General features: G+C 72.1%; 22 protein-coding genes and 1 riboswitch. Of the genes, 10 read left to right on the top strand and 12 right to left on the bottom strand.

The window, feature by feature from the left end:
* Window positions 1–77 precede the first annotated feature (77 nt).
* On the top strand, window positions 78–929 hold the full coding sequence (gene otsB, locus OG552_RS14830) for a trehalose-phosphatase (RefSeq protein WP_329133052.1): 852 nt from the start codon (window positions 78–80) through the stop codon (window positions 927–929).
* A gap of 27 nt (window positions 930–956) precedes the next feature.
* Here the strand turns inward: otsB and OG552_RS14825 are convergent, their stop codons facing one another.
* Together OG552_RS14825 and OG552_RS14820 are read right to left on the bottom strand one after the other, a co-directional pair.
* Window positions 957–2,381 (bottom strand): alpha,alpha-trehalose-phosphate synthase (UDP-forming), encoded by a 1,425-nt coding sequence (locus tag OG552_RS14825; RefSeq protein ID WP_329133050.1) that lies wholly within the window; start codon window positions 2,379–2,381, stop codon window positions 957–959.
* A gap of 407 nt (window positions 2,382–2,788) precedes the next feature.
* Entirely contained in the window at window positions 2,789–3,754 is a 966-nt protein-coding gene (locus tag OG552_RS14820) for a glucosyl-3-phosphoglycerate synthase (RefSeq protein WP_329133048.1), read from the bottom strand.
* 137 nt (window positions 3,755–3,891) lie between these two features.
* A riboswitch (SAM riboswitch) is annotated at window positions 3,892–4,021 on the top strand.
* A gap of 17 nt (window positions 4,022–4,038) precedes the next feature.
* On the opposite strand from OG552_RS14820, the gene thrC reads away from it, so the two are divergent.
* From thrC to OG552_RS14795, 5 genes are all read left to right on the top strand, one after another.
* The gene (gene thrC / locus OG552_RS14815; protein ID WP_329133047.1) at window positions 4,039–5,331 is read left to right on the top strand and encodes a threonine synthase; all 1,293 of its coding nucleotides are present in this window, start codon (window positions 4,039–4,041) and stop codon (window positions 5,329–5,331) included.
* Complete coding sequence (locus OG552_RS14810; protein ID WP_329133045.1) at window positions 5,328–5,603, top strand: MoaD/ThiS family protein; 276 nt, start codon at window positions 5,328–5,330, stop codon at window positions 5,601–5,603. The genes thrC and OG552_RS14810 overlap by 4 nt, the downstream gene beginning before the upstream one ends.
* A 481-nt stretch (window positions 5,604–6,084) precedes the next feature.
* Window positions 6,085–6,288, top strand: a complete 204-nt coding sequence (locus OG552_RS14805) for a cold-shock protein (protein ID WP_009339379.1) — start codon at window positions 6,085–6,087, stop codon at window positions 6,286–6,288.
* Window positions 6,289–6,663: 375 nt separating this feature from the next.
* Window positions 6,664–8,289 (top strand): chaperonin GroEL, encoded by a 1,626-nt coding sequence (gene groL / locus OG552_RS14800; protein WP_329133043.1) that lies wholly within the window; start codon window positions 6,664–6,666, stop codon window positions 8,287–8,289.
* Between the two features lie 154 nt (window positions 8,290–8,443).
* Complete coding sequence (locus OG552_RS14795) at window positions 8,444–9,274, top strand: hypothetical protein (protein WP_329133041.1); 831 nt, start codon at window positions 8,444–8,446, stop codon at window positions 9,272–9,274.
* Window positions 9,275–9,397: 123 nt separating this feature from the next.
* On the opposite strand, the gene OG552_RS14790 is transcribed toward OG552_RS14795, so the two are convergent.
* The 3 genes from OG552_RS14790 to OG552_RS14780 all read right to left on the bottom strand — a co-directional run bounded on the left by OG552_RS14790 (window position 9,398) and on the right by OG552_RS14780 (window position 12,673).
* Complete coding sequence (locus OG552_RS14790) at window positions 9,398–10,555, bottom strand: low temperature requirement protein A (protein ID WP_329140828.1); 1,158 nt, start codon at window positions 10,553–10,555, stop codon at window positions 9,398–9,400.
* A 163-nt stretch (window positions 10,556–10,718) separates the two neighbouring features.
* Complete coding sequence (murQ, locus tag OG552_RS14785) at window positions 10,719–11,648, bottom strand: N-acetylmuramic acid 6-phosphate etherase (protein WP_329133039.1); 930 nt, start codon at window positions 11,646–11,648, stop codon at window positions 10,719–10,721.
* 56 nt (window positions 11,649–11,704) lie between these two features.
* Window positions 11,705–12,673 carry a MurR/RpiR family transcriptional regulator gene (locus OG552_RS14780; protein WP_443070935.1) on the bottom strand — a complete coding sequence of 323 codons (969 nt, stop codon included), beginning with the start codon at window positions 12,671–12,673 and terminating at the stop codon, window positions 11,705–11,707.
* A gap of 123 nt (window positions 12,674–12,796) precedes the next feature.
* Here OG552_RS14780 and OG552_RS14775 point away from each other — a divergent pair, with 123 nt between their 5' ends.
* Both OG552_RS14775 and OG552_RS14770 read left to right on the top strand, forming a co-directional pair.
* Window positions 12,797–13,159: a hypothetical protein gene (locus tag OG552_RS14775; protein ID WP_329133037.1), complete on the top strand. Its 363-nt coding sequence runs from the start codon at window positions 12,797–12,799 to the stop codon at window positions 13,157–13,159.
* Window positions 13,160–13,166: 7 nt separating this feature from the next.
* Window positions 13,167–13,484 (top strand): DUF4031 domain-containing protein, encoded by a 318-nt coding sequence (locus OG552_RS14770; protein WP_329133035.1) that lies wholly within the window; start codon window positions 13,167–13,169, stop codon window positions 13,482–13,484.
* Between the two features lie 398 nt (window positions 13,485–13,882).
* On the opposite strand, the gene OG552_RS14765 is transcribed toward OG552_RS14770, so the two are convergent.
* The 5 genes from OG552_RS14765 to OG552_RS14745 all read right to left on the bottom strand — a co-directional run bounded on the left by OG552_RS14765 (window position 13,883) and on the right by OG552_RS14745 (window position 16,601).
* Entirely contained in the window at window positions 13,883–14,248 is a 366-nt protein-coding gene (locus OG552_RS14765; RefSeq protein WP_329133033.1) for a DUF397 domain-containing protein, read from the bottom strand.
* Window positions 14,208–15,089: a helix-turn-helix domain-containing protein gene (locus OG552_RS14760; protein ID WP_329133031.1), complete on the bottom strand. Its 882-nt coding sequence runs from the start codon at window positions 15,087–15,089 to the stop codon at window positions 14,208–14,210. Before OG552_RS14760 ends, OG552_RS14765 begins: the two co-directional genes overlap by 41 nt.
* 97 nt (window positions 15,090–15,186) lie before the next feature.
* Complete coding sequence (locus OG552_RS14755; protein WP_329133029.1) at window positions 15,187–15,858, bottom strand: HD domain-containing protein; 672 nt, start codon at window positions 15,856–15,858, stop codon at window positions 15,187–15,189.
* Window positions 15,859–15,960: 102 nt separating this feature from the next.
* The gene (locus OG552_RS14750; protein WP_329133027.1) at window positions 15,961–16,362 is read right to left on the bottom strand and encodes a PIN domain-containing protein; all 402 of its coding nucleotides are present in this window, start codon (window positions 16,360–16,362) and stop codon (window positions 15,961–15,963) included.
* Window positions 16,347–16,601, bottom strand: coding sequence for a type II toxin-antitoxin system Phd/YefM family antitoxin (locus OG552_RS14745; RefSeq protein WP_329133025.1), 255 nt, complete (start codon window positions 16,599–16,601; stop codon window positions 16,347–16,349). The genes OG552_RS14750 and OG552_RS14745 overlap by 16 nt, the downstream gene beginning before the upstream one ends.
* Before the next feature lie 189 nt (window positions 16,602–16,790).
* Between OG552_RS14745 and OG552_RS14740 the strand changes: the two genes are divergently transcribed.
* Window positions 16,791–17,846 (top strand): protein kinase family protein, encoded by a 1,056-nt coding sequence (locus OG552_RS14740; protein ID WP_329133023.1) that lies wholly within the window; start codon window positions 16,791–16,793, stop codon window positions 17,844–17,846.
* Window positions 17,847–17,934: 88 nt separating this feature from the next.
* Window positions 17,935–18,651 (top strand): copper homeostasis protein CutC, encoded by a 717-nt coding sequence (locus tag OG552_RS14735; protein ID WP_329133021.1) that lies wholly within the window; start codon window positions 17,935–17,937, stop codon window positions 18,649–18,651.
* Between the two features lie 24 nt (window positions 18,652–18,675).
* Here OG552_RS14735 and OG552_RS14730 read toward each other — a convergent pair whose 3' ends face one another.
* Together OG552_RS14730 and OG552_RS14725 are read right to left on the bottom strand one after the other, a co-directional pair.
* Window positions 18,676–20,307, bottom strand: coding sequence for a glycerol-3-phosphate dehydrogenase/oxidase (locus OG552_RS14730; protein WP_329133019.1), 1,632 nt, complete (start codon window positions 20,305–20,307; stop codon window positions 18,676–18,678).
* The gene (locus OG552_RS14725; protein ID WP_329133017.1) at window positions 20,304–21,803 is read right to left on the bottom strand and encodes an FGGY family carbohydrate kinase; all 1,500 of its coding nucleotides are present in this window, start codon (window positions 21,801–21,803) and stop codon (window positions 20,304–20,306) included. Before OG552_RS14725 ends, OG552_RS14730 begins: the two co-directional genes overlap by 4 nt.
* Window positions 21,804–21,824: the final 21 nt, after the last annotated feature.

Here is a 21,824-nt window from a genome sequence, read left to right as displayed (position 1 = left end):
CCCGGCCGGATACCGGCGGGGGTGTGTGCGTCCGTACGCCGGGCATGCGCCCGCCGTGCCCGGGTAGGGTCAGCCGCATGGCCTCCGCCGACATCCTCACGCCCCACACGCCCGAGGGAAAGGAAGGCCTCGCGGCACTGCTCGCGCGGCCCGAGCGCGCCGTGGTCGCCCTCGACTTCGACGGCACCCTGGCGCCGATCGTGCCCGACCCCGAGCAGGCCCGGGCGCACCCCGGCGCGGTGCCCGCGCTGGCCCGGCTCGCCCCGCACCTGGCTTCCGTCGTGGTCGTCACCGGCCGTCCGGCGGGCGTCGCGGTCCGCTACGGCGGCTTCGCGGGCGTACCGGGCCTCGACCACCTGGTGGTCCTCGGCCACTACGGCGCGGAGCGCTGGGACGCCCACACCAGCGACGTCCGCACCCCCGGCGCGCACCCCGGGGTCACCGCGGTCCGCGCCGAGCTCCCCGGGTTCCTCGACCGGATCGGCGCGTGGCAGGGCACCTGGATCGAGGACAAGGGCGGCCGGGCGGTCGCGGTGCACACCCGCAGGACCGAGGACCCGGACGCCGCCTTCGAGGCGCTGCGCGCGCCGCTCGCCGAACTGGCCGAACGGCACGGCCTGATGGTCGAACCGGGCCGCTACGTCCTCGAACTGCGTCCCCCCGGCGTGGACAAGGGCGTCGCGCTGGCCGCGTACCTCGGTGAGACGAACGCGGGCTCCGTCCTCTACGCCGGCGACGACCTCGGCGACATCGCGGCCTTCGACGCGGTGGGCGCCCTGCGCGAACGGGGTCTGCCCGGTCTCCTGGTGGCCGCCGCGGCCACCGGCGCGGAATCCCCGAAGGAACTCCTCACCCGCGCCGACCTCACCGTCCCGGGCCCCGAGGGCGTCGTCGCGGTCCTCAACGCCCTGGCCGACGCCCTGTCCTGACCTCCGCACCGAGCCCCCGCCGGGCGGTCAGCCGCGCAGGGCTTCGAGCTGGTCGAGGAACCACTTCGAGGGGGGGAGGGCGGTCGCGGCCTCCGCGAGGCGTTTGGTGCGGTCGGCGCGCTCCTCGGGTGCGAGGGTGAGCCCTTCCAGCAGCGCCGCGGCGGTGGCCCGGATGTCGTACGGGTTGACGGTGATCGCGTCGTCGGCGAGTTCGGCGAAGGCGCCCGCCTCGCGGGACAGGACCAGGGCGACGCCGTTGTCGGAGACGACCGGGACCTCCTTGGCGACCAGGTTCATGCCGTCGCGGATCGGGTTGACCAGGGCGACGTCGGCGAGGCGGTACGCGGCCAGCGAGCGCGGGAAGTCGTCGTCGACCTTCAGCAGCACCGGGGTCCAGCTCAGCGTGCCGAACTCCGCGTTGATCTCGGTGGCCACCCGGGAGACCTCGGCGGTGTAGTCGCGGTAGATCTCCAGGTCCTGCCGGGAGGGGTACGCGAAGGCGACATGGACGACGCGCTCCCGCCACTCGGGGTGCTCGGCCAGGAGCTGCCGGTACGCGAGGAGGCCGCGGACGATGTTCTTGGAGAGCTCGGTACGGTCCACCCGGACGATCAGCTTGCGGTCGGCGCCGGTCTCGGCGCGCAGCCCTTCCATCTGGGCGGCCACGTCGGGGCGCCCGGCCCGCTCCCGCAGAAAGTCCCCGTCGGCGCCCAGGCCGTGGACGCCGAGCCGGGTGGTACGGCCCCGCCAGGTCACTTCGAGGCCGTCGGGGGAGAGCGTGGCGCCCAGCACGGCGACGCAGGCCGCGGCGAAGGCGTCCGCCCAGCGGCGGGTCAGGAAGGCGGCCCGGTCGGCGCCGAGGATGCCGGCGAGCAGTTCCTCCGCGATGTCGTCCGGCAGCAGCCGGAAGTAGTCCGGCGGTGCCCAGGGGGTGTGTGAGAAGTGGCCGACCCGCAGGTCGGGGCGGCGGGCGCGGAGCATCGCCGGGACCAGGGAGAGGTGGTAGTCCTGCACGAGTACGGCGGCGCCCTCGGCGGCCTCCTCGGCCAGGGCGTCGGCGAAGGCGGCGTTGTAGGCGCGGTAGGCGTCCCACTGCGTGCGGAAGTCCTCGTCGAAGACCGGCTCCAGCGGGGTCTGGTAGAGCATGTGGTGCACGAACCACAGCACGGAGTTGGCGATGCCGTTGTAGGCGGCCTCGAAGACGGGTGGGTCGACCGCGATCATGCGGGAGCCGTCTTCGGCGACGCCGCGGCTCACGGCGGCCCGGTCGCCGTCGGACAGGGCCGCGCAGACCCATACGGCGCCCGCGTCCGGGCCGATCGCGCTGAGCCCCGATACGAGGCCGCCGCCGCCGCGTCTGCTGGTCAGCTCGCCGTTCTCGGTGAGGGTGTACGAGACGGGGCCGCGGTTGGAGGCGACCAGGATGGGGGCGGCGTGACGCGTTGCGACCATGCGGCGAGCCTAGCCAGGATGACCTTGCCTCAAACGTGACCCCGCCTGCGCCGTTGCCCTTCCGCCCGGCGGCAACCGGGTCGTCTGCGGCGCCATCGTCGCTGGTCGCGCAGTTCCTCGCGCCCCTTCGGGGCACGTCCTCCGCCGTCCTTCTTGGGGGCGCGGGGAACTGCGCGCTCAGCCGTCCACCGGCGGGTGGTCCGGATCCGGCCTTGGGGCTGGGCGTGCGGGTCGTCTGCGGCGCCGTCGTGGCTGGCTGCGCAGTTCCTCGCGCCCCTTCGGGGCACGTCCTCCGCCGTCCTTCTTGGGGGCGCGGGGAACTGCGCGCTCAGCCGTCGACCGGCGGGTGGTCCGGATCGGGCCGTGGGGGGCACGACGTCCGCCGCCCCCCGGAGGGGGGATCGGGGTCAGGCGGCCCGCAGGGCCACGTATTCGCGGATGGACCCCATCGGAGGTCGCTCTTCCGTGTCGACGGGGTGGGTGTGGGGGGTGAAGCCGTCGGGGGAGCGGGTGAACTGGGTGAGGCGGGGGCGGACCAGGGGGCCGCGGGAGAGGCGGAGCTGCGCCGTGCGGTAGATCGCCGCCGCCATCCGGCCCAGCGCCGCCGTGTCCTGATGCCGGTGGTGCCGTACGCCGACGTCCACCTGGGCGAGCGCGTCCAGGCCGACCAGGCCCAGCGCGTCGATCAGCATGCCCAGCTCCACCCCGTAGCCCACCGGGAACGGCAGCCGTTCCAGCAGCGAGCGCCGCGCCGCGTACTCCCCGCCCAGCGGCTGGACGAAGCCGGCCAGCCGCGGCCAGTGCAGGTTCAGCAGCGGGCGGGCGACCAGCTCGGTGACCCGGCCGCCGCCGGCCGGCAGCGTCTCGCCGCCGGTCTCCAGCGGACGCTCGTACATCGCCTTGACCAGCTGCACGGCCGGCTCGGTGAGCAGCGGGCCGACGATGCCGGAGACGAACCGTGAGTCGAATTCACGCAGGTCCGCGTCCACGAAGCAGACGATCTCGCCACGGGCCACCAGCAGCGACCGCCACAGCACGTCGCCCTTGCCGGGCACCGCCGGCAGCCGCGGCAGGATCGTGTCCCGCAGCACCACCCGCGCCCCGGCCGCCGCCGCGACCCGGGCCGTACCGTCGCGGGAACCCGAGTCGATCACGATCAGCTCGTCCACCAGCGGTGCCGCGGGCGCCATCAGGTCACGGCGGATCGCACCGACGATCCCGCCGACGGTGGCCTCCTCGTCGAGCGCCGGCAGCACCACGCTGACCGTGCCGCGGTCGCCCGCCGCCCGCTTCGCCGCGAGCAGCTGCTCCAGCGGCCGGTCGGCCGCCGACCACGACCGGCGGGCCAGCCAGCCCTCCACCTCATCGAGCACTGTGGGACCCCTTGTGATCCATCTCGCGGTGCGGACGACTCTCTCAACCGCTGCCTTTGTCGGTTACAGTCTTGAACAACGCGCAGGGTGACCGCATGCCGGGTGCCCGTGCCGACAACTGAACGACAAGTGAATAGCGCTCATCCAGAGGGGCAGAGGGAACGGCCCGTTGAAGCCCCGGCAACCCTCCCGCCGACCGCGAGGTCACACGGTGGGGAAGGTGCCAATTCCGTCTTGTGGCGACGTACGTCACAAGGAAGATGAGGAGAAAGGGCCTCGCCATCATGGCTGTGCAGACCATCGCCGCCTCCCACGACACCTCCAGCCCCGCCCCCTTCGGACCCGCCGCCGCGCTGTCCTGCCGGGAGTGCGGAGCCCGCTTCCCGCTGAGCCCGGTGTTCGCCTGCGAGGAGTGTTTCGGCCCCCTCGAAGTGGCCTACGACCTCCCGGTCGGCGACCCGGAGGGCCTGCGCCGGCGGATCGAGGCCGGCCCGACCAGCATCTGGCGGTACGCGCCGCTGCTGCCGGTGGCCGCCGATGTGGCGGAGCACCCCAATCTCAACCCCGGCTGGACGAAGCTCGTCAAGGCCGACAACCTCGCCCGTGAACTGGGCATCACCGGCGGCCTGTACGTCAAGGACGACTCCGGCAACCCGACGCACTCCTTCAAGGACCGCGTCGTCGCCATCGCCCTGGAAGCCGCCCGCACCTTCGGACTCACCACCCTGTCCTGCTCCTCCACCGGCAATCTGGCCGGTGCGGTGGGCGCCGCCGCGGCCCGCGCGGGCCTGCGCAGCTGCGTCTTCATCCCGCACGACCTGGAGGCCGGCAAGGTCGTCATGGCCGCGGTCTACGGCGGCCAACTGGTCGGTATCGAGGGCTCGTACGACGAGGTCAACCGCTTCTGCTCGGAGTTGATCGGCGACCCGATCGGCGAGGGCTGGGGCTTCGTCAATGTGAACCTCCGCCCCTACTACGGCGAGGGCTCCAAGACGCTCGCCTACGAGATCGCCGAGCAGCTCGGCTGGCGCCTGCCGGACAACCTGGTCATCCCGATCGCCTCCGGCTCCCAGCTCACCAAGATCGACAAGGGTCTGCAGGAGCTGATCAAGCTCGGCCTGGTCGAGGAGAAGCCGTACAAGATCTACGGCGCCCAGGCGGAGGGCTGTTCCCCGGTGTCCGCGGCCTACAAAGCCGGTGTCGACGTGGTGCGGCCGGTGAAGCCGGACACCATCGCCAAGTCGCTGGCGATCGGCAACCCGGCGGACGGCCCGTACGTCCTGGACATCACCCGCCGTACCGGCGGGGCGGTCGAGGATGTGAACGACGAGCAGGTGGTCGACGCGATCAAGCTGCTGGCGCGGACCGAGGGGATCTTCGGGGAGACGGCCGGCGGGGTGACCGTGGGTGTGCTGCAGAAGCTGATCGAGACCGGGCAGCTCGACCCGGCCGCCGAGACCGTCGTGCTCAACACCGGCGACGGCCTGAAGACCCTGGACGCGGTCGCGCCCACCACCGGACCGACCGCGATCATCCGCCCGACCCTTGCCGCGTTCCGAGAGGCTGGCCTCGCATGACTGCTTCTGTTCGAATCCCGACCATTCTCCGTACCTACACCGGCGGCCAGGCCGAGGTGCCGGCCGAGGGCGCGACGCTGGCCGAGGTCATCACGTCGCTGGAGAAGAATCACGCCGGTATTTCGGCGCGGGTTCTCGACGACGCGGGAAAGCTGCGGCGTTTCGTGAACGTTTATGTGAACGACGACGATGTGCGTTTCTCGTCGGGGCTGGAGACGGTGGTGCCGGACGGCGCGAGTGTCTCGATCATTCCCGCGGTGGCGGGTGGCTGAAACCGCGGACTGTCCGCTGTTGTTTTGATCCGCGGTTTTCCGTGGGTTCTGCGGCCCCGCTCACCCCTCGTGGTGGGCGGGGCTCTTCGCTGTCCGGGCCCGGCGGGGGCGGTGCGGGGCGGTAGTTGAAGGGCTGTACTGTTGCGGGGGGCAAGTGAGTCGCCAGTCCTGGGTGGTGCGGCGATTTATCGCCAAATTCACACGCGAATTCTCCCGGATCGCCCGATGTGTCCGGTCCGAGATGCCCCGCATTATCGTTTTTTCCTGGGTTATTTCCGATGAGTCAGACCCAGAATTCTCGTCCAATTGACCTGTTGCAGTGGGCATCCGGACAGATACATTCAGCCGCGGTCGACGCGTTCCGGCGCACGCCTCCCAGAGCTCCCTCCTGTCCACGGTAAGGGTCGCTCCGGTGGGTGAGGTCTGACCCGGGCCCGCGGAGTGCGGGGCCGCGATAGGGCCAGTAATAGGGGAGTTGGGAATGGCTCAGGGCACCGTCAAGTGGTTCAACGCGGAGAAGGGCTACGGCTTCATCGCGGTCGACGGTGGTGCGGATGTCTTCGTCCACTACAGCGCGATCCAGATGGACGGCTACCGCACCCTCGAAGAAGGCCAGCGAGTCGAGTTCGAGATCTCGCAGGGTCAGAAGGGGCCGCAGGCGGACATGGTCCGGCTGGCAGGCTGACATCCCGGCGCGTTCGACCATCGACGCGGCGTTTCTCTCAGGCCGAAGGGCCCGCACCGGCTCATGGTGCGGGCCCTTCGCGCGTCCGGTGCGGGCCCTTCGCGCGTCCGCGGGCGCCCGCCGCCCGCCGCCGGGTGCCCGGTCCTGACGCCGCTCGGGGGTGGGGGTCTGCTTGCACTCTCACGGTCGGAGTGCTAATCATTGGTTAGCACTCTCCTAGTGAGAGTGACAACTTGGACCGGGTCGGTGAGGCCCGCTCGGGCGCCGGGAAGGAACCGGCGGCCGGCTGGCCGTCCGTCGCGGGCGCCTACGCGGTCCGATCCACCGCCCCCTGCCTCGGTGGGGGAACCCCCAGTCCGCGGAGGACACTTCACAATGGCTAAGATCATCGCGTTCGACGAGGAGGCGCGGCGCGGACTCGAGCGCGGTATGAACCAGCTCGCCGACGCCGTCAAGGTCACCCTCGGCCCGAAGGGCCGGAACGTCGTCCTCGAAAAGAAGTGGGGCGCCCCCACGATCACCAACGATGGTGTCTCCATCGCCAAGGAGATCGAGCTCGAGGACCCGTACGAGAAGATCGGCGCCGAGCTGGTCAAGGAAGTCGCCAAGAAGACGGACGACGTCGCCGGCGACGGTACGACCACCGCGACCGTGCTCGCCCAGGCCCTGGTCCGGGAAGGCCTGCGCAACGTTGCCGCCGGCGCCAACCCGATGGCCCTCAAGCGCGGCATCGAGAAGGCCGTCGAGGCCGTCTCCGCCGCCCTGCTGGAGCAGGCCAAGGACGTGGAGACCAAGGAGCAGATCGCTTCCACCGCCTCCATCTCCGCCGCTGACACCCAGATCGGCGAGCTGATCGCCGAGGCCATGGACAAGGTCGGCAAGGAAGGCGTCATCACCGTCGAGGAGTCGCAGACCTTCGGTCTTGAGCTTGAGCTCACCGAGGGCATGCGCTTCGACAAGGGCTTCATCTCCGCCTACTTCGCCACCGACCTGGAGCGGATGGAGGCGACGCTCGACGACCCGTACATCCTGATCGTCAACTCCAAGATCTCCTCGGTGAAGGACCTCCTCCCGCTGCTGGAGAAGGTCATGCAGTCCGGCAAGCCGCTGCTGATCATCGCCGAGGACGTCGAGGGCGAGGCGCTCTCCACCCTGGTCGTCAACAAGATCCGCGGCACCTTCAAGTCCGTCGCCGTCAAGGCCCCGGGCTTCGGTGACCGCCGCAAGGCCATGCTCGGCGACATCGCCATCCTCACCGGCGGCACGGTCATCTCCGAGGAGGTCGGCCTGAAGCTGGAGAACGCGGGCCTCGACCTGCTCGGCCGCGCCCGTACCGTGGTCATCACCAAGGACGAGACCACGATCGTGGACGGCGCCGGTGACAGCGACCAGGTCGCCGGCCGGGTCAACCAGATCCGTGCCGAGATCGAGAACAGCGACTCCGACTACGACCGCGAGAAGCTCCAGGAGCGCCTCGCGAAGCTGGCCGGCGGCGTGGCCGTCATCAAGGCCGGCGCCGCGACCGAGGTCGAGCTGAAGGAGCGCAAGCACCGCATCGAGGACGCGGTGCGCAACGCCAAGGCCGCCGTCGAGGAGGGCATCGTCGCCGGTGGTGGCGTGGCCCTGCTGCAGGCGACCGCGGTCTTCGAGAAGCTGGAGCTCGAAGGCGACGAGGCGACCGGTGCCAACGCCGTCAAGCTCGCGCTGGAGGCCCCGCTGAAGCAGATCGCCGTCAACGGTGGTCTCGAAGGCGGCGTCATCGTCGAGAAGGTGCGGAACCTGCCCGTCGGCCACGGCCTCAACGCCGCGACCGGTGAGTACGTCGACATGATCGCCGAGGGCATCATCGACCCGGCGAAGGTCACCCGCTCCGCCCTGCAGAACGCGGCCTCCATCGCCGCGCTCTTCCTCACCACCGAGGCCGTCATCGCCGACAAGCCGGAGAAGGCCGCCCCGGCCGGCGCGCCGGGCGGTATGCCCGGCGGTGACATGGACTTCTGATCCCCCGGGATCAGCAGCCCTGAAGCCACCGAGCGGCGCCCCCTCCCGTCACGGGAGGGGGCGCCGCTCGTTGTGCCCGGCCCCGGCGCTTCGCCGCCCGGCTGTATGTCCGGACGGTAACGCGCGGGTGGCGGGCTGAGGTTAGGGTCTGGGCATGGGGACGTTGAGCGGTCCGCACGGGCGGCGGCCGGCTGAGGATGCGACGGTCATCCGGTCGGGACGGTTGCTGCTGGCGGCGAACGCGGTGGCCTGGTGGATCGTGGTCGTGCTCTTCGTGGGCGCGGCGGTGCTGTCGGGGCTGCTCGCGCACGGCATCGGGCGGGACGTTCTCGTCGGGGTCTTCTGTTTCCTGTCGTTCCTGACGCTCTTCATGCAGTTCGGGGCGTGGGTGGGGCGGCATGAGCGGTTCGTGCTCGACGCGGAGGGCTGGTGGTGGTTCCAGGAGATGGCGGAGGACGTCGTCTTCCTGCCCTGGGACTCCCTCGCCGCGGTGGCCATCTACTCCACCGGTGACGCGGCGGCGCACCCCACCGCCACCCTCGAACTCTTTCCGCGCGGCGCCATCGACCGCGACGACCGGCTGCTGTGGAAGCGGGTCCGCGACGCCGACCCGCCCGCGCCCGGCCTGCCCCGCCTGCGCTACCGCATCCCGCTCACCTACGCCATCGACCAGGCCGGCCCGATGGAGGAGGCGTGCCGCGAGCGGGTGCCGGCCGGCCTCTGGCTGGGCCGGATCTGGCAGCCCGACGATTACGTGGGCGCACCGGATCGCGCCGGGTACCGGCGCAGGAAGCGGAAACGCAAGCGCGTGCCGCTCTTCGTGGCCCCGGCGTCGGCCATCGCGGCACCGGAGGCCGCCGCCGGGTCCGCCGCCCAGGACGCTGCCGGGGCGGCAGCCCAGCACGCCGCTGGGTCCGCCGCCCAGGACACGGCTCCGGCGCCGGCGCCGGAGCCGAGCGACACCGTGGCGCCGCATTCCGACTGAGACGGGCTTCGGGGCGCGTGCCGGACGACCCTGCCCGGACCCGGCTCAGGTGCGGTGCCGGACGACTCCGGCTGGGATCTGCCCTCGGATCCGGGCGGCAGGCGTCCCTGCCGGGGTCCGGCCTCAGGCCCGGGCGCCGGCCATCGCCCGGCGGTGGCGGACGGTCAGATTGGCGGCGAGGGTGGCCGCGACGGCCAGGCCCATGCCCAGCACCGCGCCGCCCACGCCGATGCCCGGCACGCTGAAGGCCAGTGCCAGCACCACGGCCGCGCCGGCCACCACCAGCAGCCGGTGCCCGACCGCGCCGGTGCCGGTCATCTCGTGCAGGACGCCCAGCAGCAGCACGACGACCGCGACCGGTACGGCCACCGACAGCGCGGCGCCCCGGGGGGAGAGATCCCCGTGGTGCTCGGTGCTGTCCAGCGCGCTCTCCAGGCCCGCCCCGATCGCCGCGACGCAGGCGAAGACCAGGTAGTGGCCGTATCCCCAGCTCAGTGCGGCACGCAAGGTCGGCAGGGTGGCCTCGGAACCGGTGAAGTAGATCCACCAGAGGCTGAACACCAGCAGCAGCCCGCCGATGGCGATCAGCAGCAGCTCCGCGGACAGACCGCGCTCGGTCACCGCGGACTGCACGGCCGCCAGTGAGGCGAGGATGACCTCGCCCAGCACGATGAGGGTGAACAGGCCGTACCGCTCGGCGATGTGGCCCGGGTGCCAGCTGGTCGCCCGGCCCCGTTTCTCCGCCCAGGCCGGCACGGTCAGTTCGGCCGCCGCCAGCACCGCGAAGGTCGCGTACGCCCAGCCGCCCGGCACCCACAGCCGCGCGATCCACCCGGCCTGCACCAGTGCGATCCCGGCGGCGTACAGGAGTGCGGCGGTCCGGCCGTCGGGGTGTTCGCGTGCGGCCCGCAGCCATTGGGTGACCATCGCCACCCGCATGATCACATAGCCGATGACGACCACGGCGAAGTCGCCGTCGAAGGCCGCGTGCACCCCGGCGGCCAGGACGAGGGCGCCGCTCATCTGCAGCAGGGTCAGCAGCCGGTAGGGCACGTCGTCGGTGTCGTACGCGGAGGCGAACCAGGTGAAGTTCATCCACGCCCACCAGATGGCGAAGAAGACGGCGGCGTATCCGGCCAGCGCGGTGCGGGTGTGGCCTTCGGACAGGGCGTGGTGGAGTTCGGCGGCGGCCTGGGAGACCGCGACCACGAAGGTCAGGTCGAAGAGGAGTTCCAGCGGGGTGGAGGCCCGGTGCTCCTCGGCGGGGTCGCGGCCCCGCATCACCCGCCGCAGCGCGCCGCCCTGCTCGATCCCGGCGTCCTCGCCACTCACCGCGGGCCTCTCCTCTCCGTGGACTGCGATCCGTCCTTCATCATCACCCCCAGCGACGCCCCCCGGCACTGTGGAGGCCGCGGGGGCCGGTGTGGTGGGGGCGGGGGAGGCGTTAGGGGGTGGCGGTGGCCAGGGCCTGGCGGAGGTGGCCGTTGGTGGCGGCGAGCAGGCGGTTCGCAGTGGGGGCGTCGACCTTCGCCAGCAAGGTGAGGATCGCCGGCTTGACCTCGCCCTCCGTGGCGGTCAGGGCCGCCTCGATGGCCGCGTCACCCGCCCCGGTGGCGAGCGCCACGATCCGGCGGGAGCGCGCCCGCAGCTTCTCGTTGGAGGCACGGACGTCGACCATCAGATTCCCGTACGTCTTGCCGAGCCGGATCATCGTGATCGTCGAGAGCATGTTGAGCACGAGCTTCTGGGCGGTGCCGGACTTCAGCCGCGTGGAACCGACGACCAGTTCCGGTCCGACCACCACCTCGATGCCGTGGTCGGCCGCCGCGGCCAGCGGTGAGCGCGCGTTGCAGGCGAGCCCGACCGTCAACGCCCCGGCGGCGCGCGCGTATTCGACCGCGCCGAGCGCGTAAGGGGTGCGGCCGGACGCCGAGATGCCGACCACGCTGTCGTCGGCGGTGAGGTGCAGCGCCGCGAGGTCCGCCGCCGCGAACTCCTTGCTGTCCTCGGCCCCTTCGACGGAGGTGACCATCGCCTGCGGGCCGCCCGCGATCAGCCCCACGACCTCGCGCCCGGGGGTGGTGTTGAAGGTCGGCGGGCACTCGCTCGCGTCGAGCACGCCGAGCCGCCCTGCCGTGCCGGCACCCGCGTAGATCAACCGGCCGCCGCGCGCCATGCGTTCGGCGATGCCGTCGATCGCCGCCGCGATGGCCGGCAGCGCTCCGGCCACCGCGGCCGGCACGGTGCTGTCCTCGGCGTTCATGGTCCGGGCGATCTCCAGGGTGGAGAGCCGGTCGATCTCGGCGAGCTCGGGCCGGAACGCCTCGGTGGTCAGCGTCTCCAACTCGCGGCGCAGCTCGGTGTACTGGGTCATCAGCGGTTCGTTCATCCTTCTCGGTGCGGGTGGGGATGCTACAGCCGTGGCGGGGGCTAGGCGCGGCCCGCACGCGGGGTGTGGCGGTGCGCCAGTGCCTCGTACGACGCGGACAGCGCCGGTGCGGCCGCCTCGTACGTACGCTGCGCCACACCTATGAAGAGGCAGTCCACGACCAGGAGTTGCCCGGTCCTGCTGGACATCGCGGCCGGCCGCAGTTCGCTCTCCCGCGAGGTGGCGGTGGTGAGGACCACGTCGGCGTACTGCGTGACCGTACCGTCCGCGCGGCCGGTGATCGCGATGGTGGTCGCGCCGCCGTCGAACGCGGCGCGCAGCGGGTCCACGACGTCGTGCGTGCTGCCGGAGTGCGTGATCGCCAGGGCGACGTCGCCGGCCCGCAGCTGGACGGCGTTGGTGACCGCCAGGTGCGGGTCGGTGTGGGAGTGCGCGATCAGCCCTATCCGCAGCAGCTTCTGCGCGAGGTCCTGGCCGACCAGGCTGGAGGCGCCGACCCCGTAGACGTCGATCCGGCGGGCGCCGGAGAGCGCGGCGACGGCCGCTTCGAGCTGGGTCATGTCGAGCTGGGCGGCGGTGTCGGCGAGGGTCTGCTGCTCCTCGGCGGCGAGTTTGGTGACGACCTCGGCGAGCGGGTCGTCCACCGCGATGTCCGCGGTGACGGCGGGTGCGGCGCCGGCCGCCTGCTGGGCGGCCAGCGCGGCCAGGGCGAGGCGCAGGTCGCGGTAGCCGGGGTAGCCCAGCAGCCGGGCGGTACGGACGACGGTCGCCTCGCTCGTGCCGGTGCGTACGGCGAGCGCGGTGACGGTGAGGTGGGCGCAGCCGGCCGGGTCGCCCGCGACGGCTTCGGCGACCCGCTGCATGGAGCGGGTCATCGACGGGCCGAGCGTGCGGACCTTGGCGGCGAGGGCCCCCGGGCCGGGGGTCGTGACGGGTGTGTCGGACGCGCCGGGCACGCCGCGGAGGGCGCGGACGCTCGGGGAGAAAGTTTCCTTCACGCTGTAGGTCACCTTCTGAAAGGTATTTTCAGCAGCTGGGCGGCGTCAAGGGGGCGCGTGCGGGGGTGGGGGCCGTTCTCCCGGGGCGGAAGCCGGGGCGGTCCGTTTCGGCGGGGGCTTGCGACAATGGACCTCATGGAAGGCCAAGCCGACAACCGTACGATCGAGGCCGCGCTGCATGACGCACGCGCCCGCGTCCTCGCCGATCTCAGCGCGCGCGATGTGGCGGAGGCCGAGGTGGTGTCCGCGCTGGAGGAGGCGCTGAGCAAGCGGCGGTGGTGGGTGCGGCAGTGGCCGGACGGGGCGGAGTACGTCGCGGGGCTGCTGGCGCAGGACATCCAGGACGCGCTGCTGGAGACGCGTGGGCGGTGGCCGGTCTGCGCGGCGTGCGAGGAGCCGCACGCGCTGGCCGTCGACCCCGAGCTGGGCCCGGACCCGCACTGGGTCTGCGAGGCCCGCGGCGAGGCGGTAGCGCCCGTCGGGCAGCTGGGCGGGTGAGGCCGCGATGGCCGTCTACATCGACCCGCCGAGCTGGCCCGGCCACGGGCACCTGTGGTCGCACCTGGTCAGCGACACGTCCTACGACGAGCTGCACGCGTTCGCGGCGCGGCTCGGTGCGCCGCCCCGCGCGTTCGAGCGGGACCATTACGACATACCTGCGGTGCGGTACGCCGACGCGGTCAGGCTCGGGGCGGTGGAGGTCACCAGCAAGGAGTTGCTGCGCCGCTTGACCGAGGCGGGGTTGCGGCGTCGGAAGCCGCCCAAGAACGCGCTGCGGTTGGTCCATGACGTGCCGCTGCCGGACTTCGACGAAAACGGGTGACCCTGCGGTTGGGCTCACCGGGGGCGGGGTGCGAATTGCCCCGGGCGGTGCGTTGCCGGGTGCGGGTGCGTTGTGGCTGGTCGCGCAGTTCCTCCCCCAGACTTCGTCCGGGGGTGCCCCCAGCGCCCCTGGCGGGGTCCGGGTTGCCCCGGGCGGTCGGTTCGCCGGGTGGGGGTGGGTTGTGGCTGGTCGCGCAGTTCCTCGCGCCCCTACGGGGCGCCCCGTAGGGGCGCGAGGAACTGCGCGAGCAACCACCGTGCGCCAGCAGTCGGCGATGGGCCGGTCGGGGCAGCCCGGATGCCGTAGGGGCGCGAGGAACTGCGCGAGGAAGCACCGTGTGCCGGCAGTCGGCGATGGGCCGGCCGGGGCAGCCCGGATGCCGCAGGGGCGCGGGGAGGTCAGACGGTGGGGAACTCGCCGTTGGCGGCGGCGGTGACGAACGCCGTCCAGGCGGCCGGGGTGAAGGTGAGCGCGGGGCCGTGCGGGTCCTTGCTGTCGCGGACCGGGATGACGTCCGGGAGGTTGTCGGCGACCTCCACGCAGTCGCCACCGTCGCCGGCGCTGTACGTGCTCTTGCGCCAGTTGGCCGAGGTGAGGCTGTCGCTGGCCTCGATGCAGTTGCCGCCACTGCCGCCGCTGTAGCTGCTCTTGCGCCAACTCGAGTTCGTCAGGCTGTCGCTGGCCTCGATGCAGTTGCCGCCGTCGCCGCCACTGTGGCTGCTCTTACGCCACATCACCGCCGTCCGGCTGTACTTGAGTTCCATGCTCGTACTCCTCGGCTACCGCTTCGATGAGATTCAGGGAAGCTTCCGGCGACCGTGCCGCCGCTCCGAGGAGATCGTATGCCAGCGAATAGCGCTTGACGGCGGCCGGATCGTCGCTCAACCTGCCGCTGTCCATGCCCGAGAGGTAGGCCATCGGGGCGTCGTCCTCGAAGGACATGAGCCGCAACGCGCCTTCCATGCCAGCGTGTGACCCCGCGCTGAATGGCAGCACTTGAATGATGACCCGGTTGCGGCGGATCATCGCGGCGAGGTGGCGGAGTTGCTCGGTCATCGCCTCCGGGCCGCCCACCGGGCAGCGCAGCGTGGCTTCGTTCAGCACCGCCCAGTACATCGGCTTGTCCGCGTTGTCGAAGAGCCGGGCGCGGTCCACCCGGGCGTCGAGCCGCTTCTTGACCTCGGCGTGGTTCAGCACGGGGTCCCAGCCACGGATGACCGCCAGCGCGTACGCCTCGGTCTGCAGAAGACCGGGCACCACCAGCGGCTCCCACTCGCGGATACTCAACGCAAGCGTCTCCAACTCCGCGACGTCCGCGAAGTGTTCGGGGTACGGGGTGGCCCGGCCCGCCTCCAGGTTGCGCTGGAAGAAGCCGCCCGCGTCCAGGAGTTCGTCCAGGACCTCCGCGCAGCCGACCGGGAGGCGGCGGCTTCCTGACTCGAAGCGAGCGATGTGCGAGCGGCTGAGGAACAGCGCGGCTCCCAATTCCTCCTGGCTGAGCCCGGCCTGCTCACGCTTGAAGCGGAGTTCGGCGCCGTACATCGCGCGGGAGGACATGGTGGGGGTGGTCGGCTGCCTCTTGATCTTCGGGTTCCGGTTGGCCATTGCGGGCGCTCCTCTGCGTGCCGTGAAGTGAGCGTAAATCAGAGCCTTGACCGAGAGTAGTGGCTCTGGCGCGCACCGTGCGGGCGAACCGGGAAATCTATGCCTCCAGCAGATCCAGTTCGGTGCTGAGGTTGCGGCGGGCGACCTCTTCCCACTGGCGGTGGCCGTACTCCGTGCGGAAGAGGCGGGGCAGGGCGAGGAGTTGGCGGAGGATCGCGGCGCGGCCGGCCCGGAAGTCCTCGTCGGGGACGAAGCCGTACTCCTCGCGGACGGCGGCGGCGTACGCGGCGTAGGCGGCGGGGTCGCCGGCGAGGACCGCGAGGTCGGCGTCGCAGAGCACCTCGCCATTGCGGTCGTCGGGCGCGGGGTCGTGCGTGACGGTGAGGCGTACGAGCCGGGCGACCTCCTCGGTGGTGGCGGCGTCCAGGCCGGCTTCCGGCAGGGCGCGCTCGGCGAGGTGGGCGCTGCGTTCTTCGTTCTCGCTGCGGTCGGGGCGGTAGACCGCGTCGTGGAACCAGGCGGCCAGTGCGACGGAGTCCGGGTCGGCGGCGTGGGCGGTCAGCTCGGTGCTCCGGGTGAGCACGGCGACCAGGTGGTCAAGCGTGTGGTAGTGCCGCTGCGGTTCGGCCCACCGTTCGAGCAGATCCTGTCCGTACGGCGCGGGATCGGGGTCCTTGTCCGGGTCCTGCTGGCAGCGGCGTACCAGCTCACACCACTCGGCGAGCAGAGCGGCGTAGCGGGGGTGCGCGGCGGCGGGCGTCGTGGGCATGCGGGCTATTGTGCGGCACGTGACCCTCCGGGGTGCGCACCGGTGTTCCCACCTGCCCCATGTGTACGGTGCCCTGTCCCCCTTTGGGACGCGCGGCGCCCGCTACCCGCCGAGCTCCGCGATCCGCACGCCGGGAAGGTCCGCGAAGGCGGCCCGGCGGTCCCGCGTCACCACCGCGCGCGCGGTCGCCACCGCGGTGGCGGCGATCATCAGATCGTGAGCCCCCCGCGGCTTGCCTGCCCGGCGGACATGCGCCAGGAGACGGGCGTGCGTGCGGGCGGTGTCGAGGCCGTACTCCTCGACGGGCACCACGGCCAGGATCGCCGTGACGAAGTCCTCCCGGCCCTGGCGCCGCCGGGCGTCGGCCAATTCGACGCCCTGGAGCAACTCTGCGGCGGTCACGGCTGCGATGCACACATCGTCGTGCGGGGCGAAGGAGAGGGCTTTTCCGGCCGGTTCGATCCCGACCAGCACGCCGGTGTCGAGAATCAGGCGTCGGGCCACGTCGCACCCGGCTCGTCGGTGAGCAGTTCACGGCTCGCGGCCACGTCGGCGGCGAAGTCCTCATCGGGCGTGTACTCGGCCAGGATCCCGTTGAGCGCGGCGCCGTTTCCCACCGGTGCGGGACCGATCTGGGCGAGTCGGCGTCCCGCCCTGGTGATGACGATCGTCTCGCCATGTTCGGCGGCATCCAGGATGGCGGCGAAATTGCGTGACGCCTCAGTGGCGGTCATCAGTTTCATGGAATCAGAGTATCTGATTTCGGCGCCCGCCGGGTGATCACGCACCACGGCCCCCCGGCGGAGGCGCGGTGGGGCCGCCGGGGGTGGGGGAAACGGTCGGGTGGCGCCGGAGGGGTTCGTGGTCAGGGGGCGGGTCCGCTTGGATGGCGGGGAGCGGGGGACGCAGGGTCCGGCTCGGGAGGGGACTCGATGGACGTGACCGAGCCGCTGGGCGCCGCGCGCCTGTCCGCGTACGGGACGGTGAGTACGCGCCTCGCGCTGATCGGCGACCGCCGGCTCGGCGAGATGCTCGCCGCCGCGCCCGCGCTCGGCACCGGTATCGGCGGCAGGTCGGCGGAGCTGGAGATCGACGGGACGCGCGTCTTCGTGAAGCGGGTCCCGCTGACGGACATCGAGCTGCGGGCGGAGCACGCGCGCTCGACGGCCAATCTCTTCGGGCTGCCGATGTTCTACCAGTACGGCGTGGGGTCGGCCGGGTTCGGCGCGTGGCGCGAGCTGGCCACGCACATCATGACCACCGGGTGGGTGCTGACGAACGCGTACCCGGGCTTTCCGCTGCTGTACCACTGGCGGGTCCTGCCGGACGGTCCGCCCAGCGGGTTCACCGACCTGTTCGGGGGAGTGGACGGGGCGGTCGCGCACTGGGACGGGTCGCCGGCCGTCCGGCGGCGGCTGGAGGCGATCGGGCGGTCGTCGGCCAGTCTGGTGCTGTTCCTGGAACACGTGCCGCGGACGCTCGCCGCGTGGCTGAACGGCGCCGGTGACGCGGCTCTTGGGTGGGTGGAGGCAGCCCTGGCCCGGGGGACCGCGTTCATGAGTGCGCGCGGGCTGGTCCACTTCGACGCGCACTTCGCCAACCTGCTGACCGACGGGCGGCAACTCTACTTCGCGGACTTCGGCCTCGCGCTCAGCTCCGGCTTCGACCTCACGCCGGACGAGGCGGCTTTCCTGGCGGACCACCGCGCGTACGACCGGTCCTATGTGATGGCTCACCTGCTGCGGCACCACGTGCTGGACGGGGTGCGCGGTGAGGTCGAACGCGACGCGTTCCTGTGCGGGTGGAACGCCGGCCGCCGGCCCGACGGTGTGCCGGCCGAGGTCGCCGCGGTCATCGACCGGCACGCGCGGCACGTCGTCGTGCTGGACGACTTCCACCGGCGGCTGCTCGCCGAGAGCAAGCGCACTCCGTACCCCGCCGCCGATGTCCAGCGGGCGCTGGACCGGGCCTGTCCGGCGGCGTGCTGAGGCGCGGGCTTCGGCGGGGTGGGGGCGCGGCGGCTTGGTGCGGCACCGCCTCTCGCGCGCGAGTGACGCATGTGGCACCCTTGCTCATATGTCTAGACCAATCTTCGAGGTGATCGCCCTCGGCACGGATGACGCCGTCTCGGCCCAGGACGGTGGCGCCGACCGCCTCGAACTGGTCACCGACATGGCGGCGGACGGGCTGACGCCCAGCCGCGCCACGTTCGGGGCGATCCGGGCCGCCGTGGAGATCCCGCTGCGCGTCATGCTCAGGCTCTCCGACGGTTTCAGCGCGGGGGACGCGCGCGAGCTCGACGCGCTGTGCGAGGCGGCGCAGGGGCTGCGGGCGGAGGGCGCGGAGGAGTTCGTCCTCGGGTTCCTCGACGAGCGGGGGCGGGCCGATCTGGAGGCCGTGCACGCGCTGGTGGACGTGCTCGACGGCTGCCGGTGGACTTTTCACCGGGCGATTGACCGCGCGTCCGACCGTGACGCGCTGCGGCTTCAGCTCGCGGGGCTGCCCGGGCTCGACACGTATCTGACCGCCGGGTCCGCGCGGGGGGTCGGCGCGGGGATGGACGTGCTGTGCGCCGAGGCGGAGGCGGCTCGCGCCGGCGAACCCGGGTACGAGCCGCGGCTGCTCGTCGGCGGGGGGCTTCTTCTCGACCACGTGCCCCGGCTGCGTGCGGCCGGGCTCGACGCGTTCCACGTCGGCGGTGCGGTGCGCCGTGACGGCTGGGCGGGGTCGGTCGACGTCACGGCGGTCCGTGCGTGGCGTGACGCCCTCGACGCGCCGGTCGCCGTCGCCTGACCCCGGCCTCCGCCTCCGGCGGCCTCAGCTGGAGCGCGTGCCGCGGTTGCGTGCGACCCAGCGCCTGTACTCGTCCTGTTGCGTGCGGCGCTGCTGCGGCGGGTATCCGTACGCGTCGTCCAGGAGGTCGCTGACGTCGCCGATGGCGGCGGCGTCTCCGTCGTGGGCCCAGAAGAAGGACCCGGTTCTGCGGATCAGGACGTCGGACACGGTCATGGCCATGTCGTGGTGAATGGCGTGGCGGATCTCGGCCCGCGTCAGCTCACTGCCGTCGAGGGGCACGCCGTCCGCCGGGTTCCGGGCGGCCGTCCGGGCGAGCGCGGTGGCGTTGCCGCCGTAGCGGCGCAGCCAGCGCCGGCGGATCTCGGCCGCTACGGGCGCGGTGGCGACGGCCTGCCGGGCGCGGAAGATCTCGCCCGCGCCTCCGCCGGAGACCGCCGTCGCGCCGGTGGTGGAGGGCGGCACTCCGCGGACCGCATGGAGGTCGCGGAGCTGGGCGGCCACGATGTCGACGATCTGGGCCGCCATGAGACGCGCTGTGGTGAGTTTCCCGCCGGCGGCGGTGATCATGCCGTACGGCCCGGTGGTGAGGGTGTGTTCGCGGGACGCGGCGGAGTTCGGTGTGCCCGGCTCAGCGGCGATGAGCGGGCGCAGGCCCGCCCAGGAGGCGACGATGTGGCCGGCGTCGACCTGCGCCCCGGGCAGCGCGTGGTTCGCCGCCTGGAGGAGGTACGCGAAGTCCTCCTCGTCGGCGGCGACATCGTCGAGAGAGCCGTGGTAGGCGGTGTCGGTGGTCCCGACGTAGACGTGCCGGCCGTCGCCCGCCGGGGTCGGCCAGACGACACGGGAGTCGGCGGGAGAACGCAGGAAGACGGCGGTGTGCAGGGGGAAGTCCTCGGTGCGCAGCACGATGTGCACGCCTTTGGTGGGCCGCAGCGTCGGGTACTGCGGCGCCTGTTCCAGCCCCAGGACGCGGTCCACCCATGGACCCGCGGCGTTGACGACGGTCCTGGCCCGTACGGTGATGTGCTCGTCGGTGAGCCGGTCGGTGATCTCGGCGCCGGTGATCCGGCCGTGTTCGCGGATGAGGCCGGTGACTTCCCGGTGGTTGGCCAGCAGCGCCCCCGCCTGGGCGGCGGACTGGAGAACGTCGATGACGAGGCGGGCGTCGTCGGTGAGGGCGTCCTGGTAGAGGCCGGCGCCCTTGAGCCCGGTGGGGTTGAGGTGGGGTTCGCGCCGGAGGACGGCGTCGCGGCCGATCATGCGGTGCCGGCGCTTGAGGGGCGCGCGGGAGAAGGCGTCGTAGAAGGTGAGACCGAGGTTGAGCAGTGCCTTCCCCTCGGGATATCCGTCGTAGAGGAGGTACATGAACGGCTGGAGGTCGGCGAGGTGGGGGGCGACGCGCATCATGGTCTCGCGCTCGCGGACGGATTCGTGGACCATCCTGAACTGGTAGGTCTGCAGGTAGCGCAGGCCGCCGTGGATGAGTTTGGACGAGCGGCTGGAGGTGCCGGAGGCGAAGTCGTCGCGCTCGACGAGGACGACGGACAGTCCGCGCAGCGCCGCGTCCCGGGCGACGGACGCCCCGGTGATGCCGCCGCCGATGACGAGGAGGTCCGCCTCGGCGGGCAGGTCTGACGGTGAGAAGCGCTTCATGGCTGCTGGGTCCATCCTTTCGCGCGGGCGACGGCGCGTTGCCACTGCTGGTAGTTGGCGTCCCGGGACGTGTGGTCGAGGGACGGTGTGAAGACGGCGTCGTCACCACTGGCCTGGAAGCAGTCCTCGGGGGTGGCCCAGGTGCCGACCGCCAGGCCGGCCAGGTAAGCGGCGCCCGAGGCGGTCGCATCGACGTTCGCGGGCCGGTGGATGACGGCGTCGAGCATGTCCGCCTGGAACTGGAGGAGGAAGTCGTTGGCGGAGGCGCCGCCGTCGGCGCGCAGGGAGGTGATGGTGCGGCCGGACTCCTCGGACATGGTCTCGATGAAGTCCTTGATGGAGTAGACGATCCCTTCGAGCGCGGCGCGGGCGAGGTGGCCGCGGGTGGTGCCCGGGGAGATGCCGATGAGCAGGCCGCGGGCGCTGGAGTCCCAGGAGGGTGCGCCGAGTCCGGTGAGGGCCGGTACGAAGTAGACGCCGTTGTTGTCCCGCACGCTGCGGGCGAGTTCCTCGGTCTCGGCCGCGTGGCTGAGCAGTCCGGCCCCGTCGCGCAGCCACTGCACCGCGGAGCCGGTGACCGGGGCGTATCCCTCCAGGCCGTAGGTGGTGGTGTTGTCGCGGCGCCAGGCGATGATGCTGCTGAGCCCGTGCCGGGAGATCACCGGTTCGGTGCCGGTGTTGACGTCGAGAAAGGTGCCGGTGCCGTGGGTGGTCTTCGCGTCGCCGGGGTGGATGCAGCCCTGCCCGAACAGCGCCGCGGACTGGTCGGCGACCGCCGCGGTGATCGGTACCTCGGCCCCGACCGTGGCGGGGTCGGTCACGCCGATGAACCCGGAGTCGTCCACGACCTGGGGGAACAGGCTCATCGGCAGGCCCAGTGCCCCAAGCCAGTCGTGGTACCAGGAGCCGGCCGGCAGGTCGTAGGAGCCGGTGACGGCGGCGTTGGACGCGCTGATGGCGTGGACGGCGCCGCCGGTGAGGCGGTGGATGAGCCAGGAGTCCATGGTGCCGAAGGCGAGTTCGCCGGCTTCCGCCCGTCGTGCCAGGTCCTTGTCGTGCTCCAGCATCCAGCACAGTGACAGCGAGGAGTAGACCGGCGCCAGGGTCCAGCCCGTGCGGGCCTGCACCGCCGTACCCCACTCGGGCCGGAGGCGGTCCGCCATCGGGGCGGTCCGCAGGTCCTGCCAGACGATGGCCGGGGCGACCGCCCGGCCGGTGCCGCGGTCCCACAGCACGGTGGTGGCCCGCTGATTGGTGATGCCGAGACCGGCCAGCGCGGCGGGCGCGGTGTCGCTGTCGCGCAGCGCGTCGGCGATGCGGGCCGAGGTGAGCTGCCAGATCTCCTCGGGATCGTGTTCCACCCGGTCGGCCGCGGGGTGGTGCTGGGTGAACTCGCTGTAGGCGCGACCGCGCACCGCGCCGGTGCTGTCGAAGACCAGCGCGCGGGTTCCTGTGGTGCCTTCGTCGATGACCAGCAGACGGGAGACGTCACTCATCGTTGAGCTCCGGTTGGGTGC

The sequence above is a fragment of the Streptomyces sp. NBC_01476 genome, assembly GCF_036227265.1.
Classification (GTDB): domain Bacteria; phylum Actinomycetota; class Actinomycetes; order Streptomycetales; family Streptomycetaceae; genus Actinacidiphila.
The sequence above is the reverse complement of the archived record's forward strand: the minus strand, read 5'-3'. Positions and strand labels throughout refer to the sequence as shown.